At 51.0% G+C, this 13,299-nt stretch carries 11 protein-coding genes; all 11 read right to left on the bottom strand.

Annotated elements, in window-relative coordinates:
* Positions 1 to 182: 182 nt before the first annotated feature.
* Positions 183 to 1,001, bottom strand: a complete 819-nt coding sequence (locus ACETK5_RS23700) for a carbohydrate ABC transporter permease (RefSeq protein WP_071221920.1) — start codon at positions 999 to 1,001, stop codon at positions 183 to 185.
* The gene (locus tag ACETK5_RS23695) at positions 1,001 to 1,867 is read right to left on the bottom strand and encodes a carbohydrate ABC transporter permease (RefSeq protein WP_326112016.1); all 867 of its coding nucleotides are present in this window, start codon (positions 1,865 to 1,867) and stop codon (positions 1,001 to 1,003) included. Before ACETK5_RS23695 ends, ACETK5_RS23700 begins: the two co-directional genes overlap by 1 nt.
* Before the next feature lie 59 nt (positions 1,868 to 1,926).
* Positions 1,927 to 3,147 carry an ABC transporter substrate-binding protein gene (locus ACETK5_RS23690; RefSeq protein ID WP_326112018.1) on the bottom strand — a complete coding sequence of 407 codons (1,221 nt, stop codon included), beginning with the start codon at positions 3,145 to 3,147 and terminating at the stop codon, positions 1,927 to 1,929.
* Positions 3,148 to 3,465: 318 nt separating this feature from the next.
* Positions 3,466 to 4,326, bottom strand: a complete 861-nt coding sequence (locus ACETK5_RS23685; RefSeq protein ID WP_100540257.1) for a transporter substrate-binding domain-containing protein — start codon at positions 4,324 to 4,326, stop codon at positions 3,466 to 3,468.
* A gap of 208 nt (positions 4,327 to 4,534) precedes the next feature.
* Positions 4,535 to 6,502 carry a methyl-accepting chemotaxis protein gene (locus tag ACETK5_RS23680; RefSeq protein ID WP_100540131.1) on the bottom strand — a complete coding sequence of 656 codons (1,968 nt, stop codon included), beginning with the start codon at positions 6,500 to 6,502 and terminating at the stop codon, positions 4,535 to 4,537.
* 457 nt (positions 6,503 to 6,959) lie between these two features.
* A complete protein-coding gene (locus tag ACETK5_RS23675; protein ID WP_394058208.1) occupies positions 6,960 to 8,180 on the bottom strand; it encodes a sn-glycerol-1-phosphate dehydrogenase in 1,221 nt (406 codons plus the stop codon).
* On the bottom strand, positions 8,177 to 8,944 hold the full coding sequence (locus tag ACETK5_RS23670) for a glycerophosphodiester phosphodiesterase family protein (RefSeq protein ID WP_394058206.1): 768 nt from the start codon (positions 8,942 to 8,944) through the stop codon (positions 8,177 to 8,179). The genes ACETK5_RS23675 and ACETK5_RS23670 overlap by 4 nt, the downstream gene beginning before the upstream one ends.
* Before the next feature lie 26 nt (positions 8,945 to 8,970).
* Positions 8,971 to 10,287 (bottom strand): ABC transporter substrate-binding protein, encoded by a 1,317-nt coding sequence (locus ACETK5_RS23665; RefSeq protein ID WP_394058204.1) that lies wholly within the window; start codon positions 10,285 to 10,287, stop codon positions 8,971 to 8,973.
* A 61-nt stretch (positions 10,288 to 10,348) separates the two neighbouring features.
* A complete protein-coding gene (locus ACETK5_RS23660; RefSeq protein WP_100540127.1) occupies positions 10,349 to 11,182 on the bottom strand; it encodes a carbohydrate ABC transporter permease in 834 nt (277 codons plus the stop codon).
* A gap of 30 nt (positions 11,183 to 11,212) precedes the next feature.
* Positions 11,213 to 12,091 (bottom strand): carbohydrate ABC transporter permease, encoded by an 879-nt coding sequence (locus ACETK5_RS23655; RefSeq protein ID WP_326112029.1) that lies wholly within the window; start codon positions 12,089 to 12,091, stop codon positions 11,213 to 11,215.
* A complete protein-coding gene (locus tag ACETK5_RS23650; RefSeq protein WP_394058201.1) occupies positions 12,084 to 13,139 on the bottom strand; it encodes an ABC transporter ATP-binding protein in 1,056 nt (351 codons plus the stop codon). The genes ACETK5_RS23655 and ACETK5_RS23650 overlap by 8 nt, the downstream gene beginning before the upstream one ends.
* Between the last annotated feature and the right edge of the window lie 160 nt (positions 13,140 to 13,299).

Raw genomic sequence — 13,299 nt, 5'->3', positions numbered from 1 at the left:
TATGGCAGCAAAAAAGCTGTATTTCCAGGCATGACATCATGGATATCATGCTGGAATACAGCTTTTTGTTATTATGGGCCGTACATGTACATGCCACTGATCGTGGGCTCCCCAGCCCCCGCCTGCTGCAGCGAAAGGATGGTGAGGACTAAGGGGGCCCTAGGATAAGGCAGGAAGCAGCCTTATTTCACAGCTCCCTGCGTAATGCCATTGATGATCCACTTCTGTGCGAACAGATAGATGATGATCATCGGGAGCATCGCCATCAGGTATGAAGCAAAGGCCAGATTGAAGTCTGTATTGAACTGCCCCTGGAATATATACTGCACAAGCGGCAGCGTGTAGGAATCCGTATCGCTGATAATGATGAGCGGCAGCAGGAAGTCATTGTAGGTCGAGAGGCAAATCAGAATGCCCACCGTCGCATTGATCGGCGCCATAATCGGGAATATGATCCTCCAGAAGGTCCCCCAAGTCGAGGTACCGTCCACTCGGGCCGCCTCCTCCAGCGCAACCGGGATGGATTTAATATAACCCACGTACACAAATACGTTAAATGCCAAGGCATATACGGTATGCAGGATCGTAAGCCCGACCAGATTCGTCATATTAAACCCGGCTGTCAGCTTGACCAGCGGCAGCATAATGATCGGGAATGGAATGAACATGGCACTGATGAAATAGAAGTACAAGCCTTTGAAGAACTTCCGGTTCATATTGCGGGCAATCGCATAAGCGACGAGCGAATTGGTCAGCAGGGTCAGCACCACCGTTGCTGTCGTTACCATGGCGCTGTTGCCCAGCGCGTTGAAGAAATTGGTCATTTTTATGGCATTCGTAAAATTCTCGAAATGGAGCTCCTTCGGCAGGCCGAATACGGAAGCCAGCATGTCCTCCGGTGTTTTGAGCGCAATCGTGATCGTCATATACAGCGGGAACAAGATCAGTATCGTACCCAATGTGATGAGAATCATCACCGTCCAGTTGGTTTTCGTCCGCATTACATGTCCCCCTCTCTTCTCTGCAGGAACCGAATCTGCACAATCGATATCGTTGCAATCAGGATGAAGTAGATCACGGAGTTCGCGGATTGATAAGCAAACTCTCCTCCCTCGAAGCCGCCCGTATAAATCAGGTGGGAGATCGACTGCGTCGCCCGGCCCGGACCGCCGTTGGTGAGGGCGACGATCTGATCAAAGACCATCAGGGAATTCTTCATCGCCAGCACCATATTGATCGTAAAGAACGGCGCGATCAGCGGAAACGTTATTTTCCAAAATTCCTGCCAGCGGTTCGCCCCATCGAGATTGGACGCTTCATACAGTGTGTGAGGGATGGTCTGGAGCCCCGCGAGATACAGGATCGTGTTATACGCTATGCCCTGCCATACCGCTACCACCACAATCCCGATCCAGGCATGCTGTTCACTGCCCAGGATATTGGTGGACAGCCACTCGATCCCCAGGTTCTGTCCCCAAATGGTGAACACATTCGAGAACAGGTAGTTGAATATGTAACCAACAATCAGCACACTCAGAATATTCGGAAGAAAGTAGATGCCTCTGAAGAAATTCCTCGCTTTGATTTTGGCATTCAGCCCCATGGCAATCAGCAGACTGAAGATGTTGATCAGGATGGTTACCACGACCGCGAATTTGAATGTGAACCAATACGCATTGCCCACGTTGCCGTCCTTAAACAGATTGACGTAATTCTTGAATCCGATGAAATCGAAGTTATCGCCGAATCCGTTCCAGTTCGTGAAGGAGTAATACACCCCCTGCAAAGCCGGCAGCGTCAGAAATACGAAGAACAGCACGACCGCCGGCACGGTCATCAAGTAATAAGGCATAAGCCGCTTGTTCATGTTGGGTCCTCCTCAATGCTTCTTGGATATCGTATGAAGAAAATACCGCCTTCCGCCCGTTAACGCCTGTCAGCTACCTTGTCCCATTCGGTGTCCAGCTTCTTCAGATACCCGTCGATATCCCGGTTCTGAAGGAAGGATTGAATCACCGAGTTCAGCTGCACCGCCGCGGGGATGTAGTGGTCGGCAAAATCGATGACCTGGCCCCGCTCCAGATAAGGCAGAAGCTCTGCGACGGCGGGATCCTCCTGCTTCACGCCCTCAACGGTGGAGAACAGCGTTTGCTCCGTTATATACTGCTTGCTATTCTCAGGCTCCAGCAAAAATTGAATGAACTGCTGGGCCTCCTCTTTATGCTTCGAATCCTCGGATATGGCAAGTAACGTATCGACGCCCGATATTAGTTTATTCTCCTCGGGTTTATTGCCGGTTGGCATAGGGAAGAAGCCGATCGGTGCATCCGGATTCGCTTTCCGGATTTCCGGAATCGCCCAGGTTCCTTGGATATACATGGCGGATTGGCCTCTCGCAAAATCCCGGTTGCCGTCCGCGTAGTTCTTGCCAAAGTTATCCCCATGGCCATAATCCATCAGCGCGAGCTGCTTCTCCGCAATCTCCCGGTATTTCTCGGCAAACGTTACCGTGCCTTCCCGCCGATCCATGTAAAAGTCAATGCCTTCCAGATTGGATGCCAATGCGTTAAACGGCAGCACCGTCTGCCAATCGTCTTTATAAGTGAAATAGAACGGGATTTTCCCCGCATCCTTGGCCTTCTGCGCCGTAGCTAACAGCTCGTCCCAGGTCTTGGGAACGCTGAGCCCCAATTCCTTGAAAATTTCCGTATTGTACATCACGCCGTTAGCGTTCGTTGAATAGGGAATGCCCGTAACCTCGTCCATCCCCGCTACGTCTTTCAGCATCTGGACATAGGTCTCATCCACCTGACTCAGCAGCGGATTATTCGTCAAATCCATAAAAATGCCGCTTTGCGCCAGCAATGAATAGGTATCGGTTGCACCCATGCCGATAATGTCAGGAATATCATTCTTGACGACTCTTGTCTTGAGTACGGTCTCCGCATCCGGCGGATTTACCTGAACAACCTTGATCTCGGATTGGGATTGATTAAATTTCTCAATTAGTGCATCAAAGGAACCTTTCGCTTCAGGCTTATTTTGAAAAAATTCAATCTGCACGCGTCCCGATTCCTCTGTTGCACCGCATGCGGCCAGCATCAGTACGATCACCAAACACGCCGCGATCCATTTACCAAGCGTCATGGTCTGCCCCCCATTTCATATCCTGATGTAGTTTTGGTCAAAGTCCATGTCTATTTACTACCCTTTTTGCTTGGTTGGTAAACCTTCCAGGCTCCAAGGCAGCGCTCCAGATACCGTGTAAGACAACAGAAAAAAACGTCTATTCGACGTTCCTTCACAGAAAACAGATCACGTATAGAGAAAGTTTTTTGAAAGTATCCTATGGATTAGATCCGTTGAAACGGAACCCTCCCATAGACATAAAAAAAACCAGCAGATCAGGGTCTTCATCCTGATCTGCTGGCAAGGTTCGGCTATCGTTTCATAGCCCGATGCAACCTACTCCAACCATTTTTTATGAATGTCGGCAAACTTGCCTTGCAGCTTCATTTCGTCAATCCACATTTCCAGATAGCTTGCATATTCAAAGTCGCCGCGAGGAATCATGTAGCCTTTTTCGCTGTTCGTGAAAGGCTTATCCGTCAATGCAGCATACAGTCTGGAATCTGCTTTTGCATACGTAATCGCTTCGATCGTATCGGTAATCATCACGTCATACGTACCGTCCGCTACCAAATGCGGGATATCCAGGTTGTTTGGAACGACGGTCACATTAGCTTTCGTCAAATGCTCGCGTACGAATACTTCGTTTGTTCCGCCTGGATTGACACCAATGCGAACCGAAGGTTTGTTAATGTCTTCAATTGTAAGGTATTTGTCTTTGTCTTCGGCACGGATCAACGGTGCTTTACCGAAGGAAATGTACCCTTGGGACACATAAGCCGTTTTTTGTCTTGCCGTGTTGCGGGTAACGCCGCCTACTGCGATGTCGAATTTATCAGCCTGCAAGTCCTTCATCATGTTGGACCAAGTGGTGTTGACGTAGCGAACTTCCACGCCAAGATCTTTACCGAGCTCTTCCATCGCATCAACATCATAACCTTCATACTCTTTTGTAACAGGATTCAAATATGTAAACGGTTTGTAATCCCCTGTCATGCCAACCCGGATGTAGCCTCTTTCGATAATTTCGTCAAGCTGGGAAGCCGCTTGTTTCTTTAGCTGTCCGGGTGCATTGGTCGAAGCCGATTTAGCGGATACCTCCGGTGATGTGAGCACCTCGTTTGCAGCAAAACCCGTTGCTACCAATGATAAGCTGACTACCCCTGCTAGCAATACCTTTTTCCAATTCTTAGCCATGTCTTCGTTTCCTCCAGTTTTCATCTAGTTGTACATCCTGATGCCCTTTGGTTGGCAGTGGCATCGATCTGCCTGAAACACTCTGATCATCGTCTTCCTGGTACTTCCCCTGACTTACTGCCTTACACGTTACGATTCGAGTTTCTTTGCTTCCAGGCATCCCCCCTCTCAAGTCCCCTTACGTGCGGTCCATAAGATTTAGGGAATGCTACAGACTGAATTTGGCAAGCTCTTTGCTAAGCTCCTGAGCGACCGTCTCCAGATGTTTAACGGAGTTCGAAATTTCCTTGATGGTTGAAATTTGCTCTTCCACGGCGGCGGTCACATTCTGTGCGTCATTGGAAGTCAAATCTGCAATGGATTTCAGCTCTTCCACCGAAGCGCTGACCTGTTCGGATCCCGCCGACATTTCCTCGGAAGCCGCCGATACCTCCAAAATGTGATCAGCCACGTTGCGTGTCGCACTCAGAATGTTATCGAATTTCTCGCGCACCTCTTCAATCAGCGCGATGCCATCCTGTACATCCTTCCGGCTGACGTCCATGACCTGTACAGCATTAATCGTATCCTCGCGTATTTCCGTAATCAGCTTTGCAATCTGATCGGTTGATACCTCGGACTGTCCAGCCAGCTTCTTGACTTCTTCAGCCACGACTGCAAAGCCGCGTCCGTGCTCGCCCGCTCTGGCAGCCTCGATGGAAGCGTTCAGGGACAGCAATCGAATCCGGGAGGTCACTTCCGTGATAAAGCTTAAAATTTGCTCGATTTCCGAGGAACGCTCATTCAAACGTTCAATCGCCGTGCCGACCTTGGACGTGCCCACGCCGATGTTGCCGATCTGTTTCACGGCTTGCTCAACAACAACCGATCCGGTCTCCGCTTGACTAGCGGCTTCCTGCGCGGCTTCGGACACCATCGAGGATGTCTCGGCGATTTTGACGATTCCGCTGGCCATGTCGCTCATGGACGTCGCGATTTCGTTGGAGCTTGAAGCATGAGCTTGTGCTCCGCTGGCAATTTGGCGAATGGAAGAACCGATTCGGTCCACGCTGTCCATGGCCGTATCCACCCCGCTCGAAACGGTATCCGTGACCGACATGACTTGGCGGGAGGAATCGTTCACCCCAACGACCAGATGCTTCAGATGCGATACCGTCTGGTTAAAATCGCTGGAAAGGACGGCAACCTCATCCTTGCCGCTAACCTGAATGGTTTTGGTCAAATCACCCGCTGCAACTTCTTTAACCGCCGCGTTGAGCCTGCGGATCGGCCGGACTATCTGTGCCGTGAACCAAACCGCAGCAGCGGCGGAAACGAACAGAGCAGCAACCGAGATAATGACTAAAGTAAACGACATTTCCTTGATCGGAGCGTTCAGCTCCTGGGTCGGTGCCGTTACGAACACGCCCCAGTTTAAGTTGGATGGTGCGTAGGCCGCCGAGTACTCAACGTTATCCAGTACATAGTCGAATTCTCCAAGCTCGCCTTGACGCACCTTGTCAAAAGCTTGCGATAATTCCGTGCTTTCCACATCTTCGACCTTCTTTTGAAGAACGAATTCCTCTGATGGATGCCACATGAACGTTCCCGCTTTGCTTAGAAGAAAAGCGTATCCGGTATCTCCGAAGGTCTGGGAGGATACTTTTTTCTGCACCTCGTTGATTGGAAGGGTAGAGCCCATGTAACCGTACTGTTTTCCATCTTTCATCAACGGAATGATCATCGTAACGATGTTGTTGCCCGTACGCTTGGAAAGCACCGGCTCCGACACAACCAGCTTACCTTCGCCCTTCCCGGCTTCCTGATAATGGACGCGGTCGGACACGTCGGTCACTTCGCCCAGAAAGTTGATGACGTTCTTCCCTGTCAAATCGTATGAGAAGAAAAAGGTCTCAAATTCCGGGTTCACTTCCTGCGCCGCTTGTATCAATTGCAAATCCTGCGCTTTATTCCCTGTGACGAATTTCCCAATGGTTTCAACCTTGGCAATTTCCACGTCGAGAAATTGGTCGATCTGAAGCGCCAGCTTCTCCGCGCTAAGCTGTGCTTCCTTGTCCAAACTCTCCTGAAGCAAATCGGAGGACCGGTTGTAAGTTACGGCAAAGACGGATCCAAGACTGACTAGCAAGAGCAAACAAATCATTGTAATCATTTTTTGCTTGAGACTCTTAAGCATGCTGTATAAACCCTCCCAAAAATAGTGCCTGGGTCCTATCCGATCATTCGTCCAAAATTTTTGCAAGTGCTCTTTTTTCTGTAAGGACTTTTCTCTCTACAAACAAAAATGAACAAATTACGTCAAAAAATTATGGTATAAAATGGCGAAATAAGACTCCGCTTTATTAGTTATCGGTAGGGTATGTTCATTTTTTGATAGGTTGATGAGACATTTTACACAATTCGACATCGACGTGGTAATGCGAAATGCTCAGGGGTTTACCTAGTCCAAAAGACTTGAATATATAATTTTTTTCATATATCTTTAGTCGTTACTAACATGTTGCAGGAATTACTTGAGTTTATATGGAACGGAGGAATAAAAGCACAGTTGGATAAAAGTAAATAAGGCTGTCCCCTATCAAGCAGAATGATCTGCTTTTAGGGAACAGCCTTATTTCATTGCATGTGGATCCTTAGTTTACGAATAGATATCCCTGTTCATTGTAGGCATGGAGCAGCGTGTATCGGCTGAATCGAACCTTGTGGGCTTCACCCAGGCTCCGCTTCAGCAGCTCGCTTTGGATCGGAAGCTCCGACACCCCAGCCGGTCCGCCGACCATTCGCATCAGATCCCCCAGTTCTTCCGGCTCCGGGATTTGCGTTATATGCGACCGGATTTCGTTCCAGTGCTGCGTGATCCGAAGTGCAATGTCATCCACACCTCGGGAGGCGCCTATATTCATCTCAAGCCCCTGTTCCCCGAGACGGTGATACAGCTTCGAGATTTCCACGCAAGCGGCACCTACCTTGGCTCCGTGCAGCAGCTGCTTCTCCCCTAGCCGGATAAACTCCATCTCCCAATAGTGGGACAGATGATGCTCCGAGCCCGAAGCCGGATGGGATTGACCGAACAGCAGCATGGCTAAACCGGATTCGATGAGCGCACCCATTAAGATGCGCACCCCCTCCTCACTCTGCTTCCCAATCTGCTCTACCCCGTTCACGCATTGGTCGAGCGCGGATCGCGTAATATCCGCCGAGATTTGTAAATAGGGTTCGCCGGCCACCAAGCTTCCGAATTTCCAGTCGAACAGCGACGTATACTTGCCCAGCATATCCCCGAACCCGGCTGCGGTAAGCTGCGGGGGAGCCGACATGAGAATATCGACATCCGCAAAAATCGCGCTCGGTCCAATGGCCGGAATCGTCTTCTTCTCGCCCCGTATAATGATGGGCGCTCCCTTGGAATTAAATCCATCCACCGAAGCGGCCGTGGGTACCGAGATGAACGGGATACCCGCGGTATAAGCAGCGTACCGGCTAATATCGTGAATCGTTCCCCCGCCTACCGCCAGCACCGCCTTCGCCCCGCTTTGCTGGATATCCAGTATGACCTGAATCAGGGAAACCTCATCCGCGATAACATCTCCCTTCCAATCCGGAAGAAGCCGGGTGACTTGGACCTGAATCGAGGATTTCGTCAGCAGGTTCGCAAGCGGCTGGCCCGCTATGTCATAGGTATTGCCGTCTACGACCATCACCACCGAGGTCCACCGTTTCGTCTCAAGGTAACCTGCGACCTCGCGCAGAGCTCCGGACTGGATCTGAATAGACTCCACTTCGTCCAGATTCGAAAGCTGCCCAGCAGGTAAATCCGCAGCCAAACTTCGGACATTCGATAAAATGGAGGTCATATCGGCGTTCCCTTCTTTCCGGTCACGGCCATCGCCGGGAGCGGGTCATTGCAGGTCATGCCGGTGACCCCGCATTCCAGCGAATAGCGAACACCCTCCTCATCGTCGGGGCAATAGCTCCAAACCAGGAGCCCCTGTTCCTGGAACCGGGCAACGAGCTCAGGCGTAAGCAGCGACATCTCCACGCCGATTGCCCACATCTTGGAGTAGGTTCCATCCTCGCCGAAGACAAATCGGGACATTTTCTCACCAGGGAAGCCCTGTGTCTTCAGACCATGCGTATCATGAATATGGGTCAGAACTTCTGCATCGAAGCAGGTGAATACACAGCGCGGCAGGTACCCGTATCGGTTCAGCACATCAACCGCCAGGTCTGCGGTTTCTTTGGCATCGGGGCTTGGCTTAATCTCCACGTTGCACAGAACTTCGGGAAATTCCCGGAGCAGTTCGCATAGCTCCGCAAGCGTCGGGATCTTCAATCCTTCAAACTCCCGAGCGAACCAGCCGCCCGCATCCAGAGATTTCAGTTCCGCAAGCGTAAAATCCCTCACCTCGCCAGCGCCGCTCGTCGTACGCTGAACCGTTGCATCATGGATAACCACCACTTCCTTATCCCGCGTCAGCCGGAGATCAAACTCCAGCATATCTACCCCTAACTCCAGCGCCTTGCGAAAGGCCAGCAGCGTATTTTCCGGATAAGCTGATTTATACCCGCGGTGTGCAGCCACCATCATACAGGATGGTTCCCGTAGTCGTTCGATCATATGTCCTGCCACTCCTTTACCAGTTGTTATTGGGCCAAAATCCGTTCCGTCTCTTTCTTGAAGGTATCCAGCGTAGCCGGAATATCCTTGCTGTCATACATGATCGCTTCCATGGCCGAGAAGAACTCATGCATAATCTCCGGCCATGCCACGTCCTTATTGGTATCAACGGCAAATTCCAGCTGATCATAGGCGACTTTGCGATTCGGTTCTTTGGCCCACAGCTCCTGGATCTGCTCCGACTCCACCATCTTCTTCGTGAAAGGCAGGTAACCGGATTGCAAAATAAATTCAAGACCGCCTTCCTCTTCCATCTCCATCCACCGGATGAACTCCCATGCCGCTTCCTTGTTTTTGGAAGAGGACAGCATCGTCACATTCGCGCCTCCGGTCGGATTCGCATACACTTCGTCCTTAGGCAGGAATGCCGTCACGTAATCGAAATCCACCGCGCTGGACAGCCCGCCAATCGATCCCGTAGATTGATACATCATGCCGACCTTGCCTTCCACAAACATGCTGTTCACAATGTTGCCGGAATCCTGAGCAGGAGGATAATACAGGGCGCCTGTGCTTTGCAGGTCTTTAAGGTAAGTGAACATCTTGGCGCCGGCGCCGTTATCCCCGAAGCCGATTGACGTACTATCATCATTGAAGAAAGTTCCGCCCGCCTGCGAGATCATGGCAATCGGATACCAAGTGTCATAAGGCATCGTAACGCCGTATCGCTTATACTCGCTGCCTTCCTTGACCACCAGCGCATTTGCGACCTCCTTCAGCTCCTCCCATGTGGTCGGAATTTGAAGCCCCTGCTCATCCAGCAAGGTTTTGTTCACATGCAGAATCGGGGTGGAACGGTTCAGCGGCAGCGATACCAATTGATCATTGAAGATGGAGTGTCCCATCAGCCCCGCCGTAAAATCATCGGCGCTGATGCCAGAGCCTTCAAGATAAGGCGTCAGATCCTCAAGCACTTCCGAATCGGCGAACATCTGAACGTAGGCTCGCTCCAGCATGCTGACATCCGGACCGGTATCGGATGCTATCGCCTGCTGCAGCTTGGTTACCGTCTCGTCATAACTTCCCTGGAAGGTGCCTACTACTTCGATATCCTCATGGGATGCATTAAAGCGCTGGATGAGTGCGTCCATGTATTCCCCATTCTTACCGCCCAGCGAGTGCCAGAACTGAACCGTGGTTTTCCCCTTGTCTCCGGACGGGGCTTCGGTCCCGCCGCTTCCCGGCGCTTCGCCAGTATTACCGGAAGTCCCCCCACCACCGCACGCGGCAAGCAAACTGAACAGCATCATGACGGATAGCAGTGTATACCATTTGGATTTCATATGACTCATTCCTCCATTAATCATTCGATTGTGAATTGCTGAACCCTGTCGTTTCCTGAAATTATTTAATGCCTGAATAAACAAAAGCCTTCACGATGTGCTTTGAGCAGAACACATACACAAGCAGGATAGGCACCACCAGCATCACATTGCCGGCCATAATGATGTGCCAGTTGCTGATGCCCTCGGTCTCCCTTAGCATGGCGATCCCCAAGGTCAGCGGCCGGACGGCAGCGGAGTCGGTCATGACGAGCGGCCAGAAATAGTCATTCCAGTGGCTGACAAAGCTGAACAGCGCGATGGTAGCAAGTGCCGGCTTCGACATGGGAATCATGATTTTCCGAATGATTTTGAATTCAGTCGCATTATCAAGCCGGGCCGCTTCAATGATTTCCTCCGGAATCTGCATGAAGTACTGTCGCAGCAGGAAGATGCCGAAGGCATTCGAGATGAACGGGATGATCTGCGGCAGCAGGGTTTTGACCAATCCCCAATCCGCCATCATCAGATAGACCGGTATGAACGTAACCTGGCCCGGAATCATGAATGCCAGCAGGATCATGCCGAACAGCAGTGTTTTTCCCGGAAACTTATACTTTGCAAATGCATACGCGGCCGGAATCATGATCAGGAACTGCAGAATGATGATGGATCCGGTGACAACAACCGAGTTCCTGAAATAGGTCAGAAAAGGACCTGCATTCATCGCCTCCGCGAAGTTGCCCCACTGCGGTGAGGCCGGAAACCACGTCGGCGGAAACGTCATCGTTTCCCGGAATGTCTGGAGCGATGTGGAGATCATCCACAGGAACGGGAAGATGAAAATCATGAGCACTGCAGCCTTCAGCAAATAGCCCAGCGCCGTCCATACGATTTTTAAGTCAAAGGTCTTCAAACTGTGCCTCCTTTCTGCATGGCCAAAGCCTTATTGATAATGAACCTTCTTGGACAGCAGCCGGAAATAGATGAATGTGAGCAATCCGATAATCGCCATGAGCACAACGCCTGTCGCGGCCGAATAACCAATATTGGTCGTTCGGAAGCCGTATATGTAATACACAAGCGTGGTCGTTGCATTATTCGGTCCTCCGCCCGTCATCACCTGAACGGTGTCGAATACTTTGAAGGAACCAATCGTCATGATGATCAGGATAAAAAACAGCTGCGGCGAAATCATCGGTAATGTGATTTTGTAAAACACCTTGAACCTGCTGGCATTATCCAGCGCCGCCGCTTCATAGATGCTTGGCGATATGCTCTGCAGGGCCGCCACGATAATCAGGGTGTAATAACCGATGGCCTGCCAGACCGATACGATAATGACGGATATCAATGCGGTCTTGGAGCTTTGCAGCCATGCGGACGGCGGGAGCCCAACCAGCTTGAACAGATAGTTGAGAAGTCCTTGATTCGGCTCCATCAGCCACAGCCAGACCAGGGAGATCGACACGATGGAAACGACGTGCGGCGTGAAAATCCCGGCCTGAACGACCGAATTGAAACGCCCCTTTTTGTTAAGCCACACCGCAATCAACAGAGACAGCAGCATGGTAAGAATCACGACGCCGACTGTATAGACGGAGGTGTTCCAGAGCGCTTTGTAAAAATCCCCACGGCCCAGAATCTGGGTGAAATTGTCCAGTCCGACAAACTTGCTCTTGTCCTTGTTCATCAGGTTGTATTTGAACAGGCTTAAGTAAATCAGATAACCTACCGGATACATCACAAACAGCATGATCCCCGCCATGGCCGGCGCGATCAGCACATAGGGCCTGATCCCTTCCCAGATCCGCTTCTTATCCATGAGCCAGCCCTCTCAGCCGCTCCATGAACTCCCTATAGCGGACGTCCTGCTCTTCGATCCGGTTCTCATCCGCCCCGAAGAAAAACAATTTATCCGCCGGTACGCCGAGATATACCTCCTGATCGACATGGAATTTGTCATTCTGGCACTTCACCATGAATGCCTGACCCTCCGTTGTCCTCACCTGATAAATCGTCTCGGAGCCCAGCATTTCACGCGTGATGACCTCACCCTTGGCCGTATAATGAAACGATTCCGGTTCTGTGCCGATCACGACGCTCTCCGGACGAAAACCGAATGTGGTACGATCGTCGCCCAGCGGCGCAATGTTCATGGGGGGAACCCCGATAAACTGGGCCGCAAACAGATTGCTGGGCTCGCGGTATACCACTTCAGGCGGTGCTTCCTGCTGAATGACGCCTTTGTTCATGAGCACGATGGTGTCTGCCATCGACATCGCCTCGATTTGGTCATGGGTCACATAGACAAAGGTCGTTCCCAGCTTCTTGTGCAGTTCAATCAGCTCGATCCGCATCTGAACCCTCAGCTTGGCATCCAGATTGGACAACGGCTCATCCATCAGGAATACGGACGGATTCTTAACCATCGCCCGGGCCAAAGCCACCCGCTGCCGTTGCCCGCCGGACAAGGTGGAAGGCTTACGATCCAAGTAATCGTTCAGTCCAACGGTTGCCCCTATGGTCTCCACCAGACGTGTACGCTCGGCTTTGGGAACCTTGTTGTTCACGAGTCCAAACTCGATATTCTCGCGGACCGACATCGTCGGGTAGATCGCGTAATTCTGAAATACCATGGCCACGCCGCGCTTACCCGGGGCAATTCGCGTAACATCCTTGCCATCGATAAGAACGGAGCCGGAGGTTTGAGGGTCAATGCCCGCGATCATCCTTAGGAGCGTTGTTTTCCCGCAACCGGACGGACCGACCAGCACGGTGAATTTTCCGTCCTCGATGGTAAGATCCAGGTCCTGTATGACGGTTTGACGATCAAACGACTTGCTTACTTTCACAAATTCAATGGATGCCAAGAGCGATCCCCCTCACGAAAGTGTAATGATGCTGTCATGACAAGCGAAAAATAAATGAATCCATAAAAATGAAATCCCTTACATGCACCTGATAATAAGTACGCATTAAATGCACAGGTAATGATCACTTTTGTTCATTTTTATTTAATTCGATTGTAGA

It is taken from the genome of Paenibacillus ilasis (assembly GCF_043195395.1).
GTDB classification, from domain to species: domain Bacteria; phylum Bacillota; class Bacilli; order Paenibacillales; family Paenibacillaceae; genus Paenibacillus_AQ; species Paenibacillus_AQ lautus.
Note: the sequence above shows the minus strand (reverse complement) of the source record. Positions and strands in the feature narration are given on the sequence as shown.

Bases quoted from the DNA above. Each gene is read 5' to 3' on its own strand.
- ACETK5_RS23680 (WP_100540131.1), bottom strand. From the start codon at position 6,502: ATGCTTAAGAGTCTCAAGCAAAAAATGATTACAATGATTTGTTTGCTC.
- ACETK5_RS23690 (WP_326112018.1), bottom strand. From the start codon at position 3,147: ATGACGCTTGGTAAATGGATCGCGGCGTGTTTGGTGATCGTACTGATG.
- ACETK5_RS23655 (WP_326112029.1), bottom strand. From the start codon at position 12,091: ATGGATAAGAAGCGGATCTGGGAAGGGATCAGGCCCTATGTGCTGATC.
- ACETK5_RS23670 (WP_394058206.1), bottom strand. From the start codon at position 8,944: ATGATCGAACGACTACGGGAACCATCCTGTATGATGGTGGCTGCACAC.
- ACETK5_RS23665 (WP_394058204.1), bottom strand. From the start codon at position 10,287: ATGAAATCCAAATGGTATACACTGCTATCCGTCATGATGCTGTTCAGT.
- ACETK5_RS23685 (WP_100540257.1), bottom strand. From the start codon at position 4,326: ATGGCTAAGAATTGGAAAAAGGTATTGCTAGCAGGGGTAGTCAGCTTA.
- ACETK5_RS23700 (WP_071221920.1), bottom strand. From the start codon at position 1,001: ATGCGGACGAAAACCAACTGGACGGTGATGATTCTCATCACATTGGGT.
- ACETK5_RS23695 (WP_326112016.1), bottom strand. From the start codon at position 1,867: ATGAACAAGCGGCTTATGCCTTATTACTTGATGACCGTGCCGGCGGTC.
- ACETK5_RS23675 (WP_394058208.1), bottom strand. From the start codon at position 8,180: ATGACCTCCATTTTATCGAATGTCCGAAGTTTGGCTGCGGATTTACCT.